This window comes from Pseudomonas sp. Wu6, assembly GCF_019891515.1.
Lineage (GTDB): Bacteria > Pseudomonadota > Gammaproteobacteria > Pseudomonadales > Pseudomonadaceae > Aquipseudomonas > Aquipseudomonas orientalis_A.
This window is the reverse complement of sequence record NZ_JAFLXH010000093.1, coordinates 1-587: the sequence shown is the minus strand read 5'-3', so window position 1 is coordinate 587 and position 587 is coordinate 1. Positions and strand designations below refer to the sequence as shown.

Sequence of the window (587 nt, the reverse complement as noted above, 5' to 3'; positions counted from 1 at the left end):
GATCCCGCCCAGTTGGGTGTTTTGCAGCGCGCCGTTGGCGTTGTTGAGAATCACGCCGTTGGGGCCGACGTTGTACTGCTGGAACTGGTTATGGGACAAGCCTGCGCCGTTGGGCGTGGCGATGTTCACCACCGGCACGCCATTGCCCGCCGCGCCCACCGTGGTACCCGGCGCACTGACCACGATGCCCTCGGCCTGGGCCAGCAGCGGTTGCCAGAACAGTGCGTTGGCGAGGATCAACGCCAGCCCGCGTTTGGGCAGGCCGAAGAACGCGTTTCGCGGTTTCAGGGTGGCGGAAGGTTGGCGGGCCAGGAAGGCAAATTGTCGAACGTCCATTTTCAGTTTCTCGCTGCGGCGCAACGTTGAATTACAGGAAGAAATCCAGGCGGAAGTAGATCGGCGCTTCGCGCTCGGTGACGACTCCGGGTCTTTCCAGCGAGTGGGCAAAGGTCACGCTGGTGCTGACGTTCTTGCCTCGGGCGAACAGCTCCAGGGAGTTGCTGGACACGCGGCCATGAACGTTGTCGTTGTAGCGGTCGTTGCGGATCACGCCCTGGTCGTAGCCGACGCTGGCGCCGTATTCGAAG

The 587-nt window shown here is 62.9% G+C and carries 1 protein-coding gene and 1 pseudogene; both read right to left on the bottom strand.

Translation table 11 applies throughout. From position 1 onward, the window contains the following. Positions 1-336: filamentous hemagglutinin N-terminal domain-containing protein (locus J1G34_RS26940; RefSeq protein ID WP_222994866.1), on the bottom strand; the 336-nt coding region annotated here is incomplete at its 3' end. A gap of 31 nt (positions 337-367) precedes the next feature. After that, a pseudogene (locus tag J1G34_RS26935) lies at positions 368-587 on the bottom strand (ShlB/FhaC/HecB family hemolysin secretion/activation protein); the annotation flags it as partial.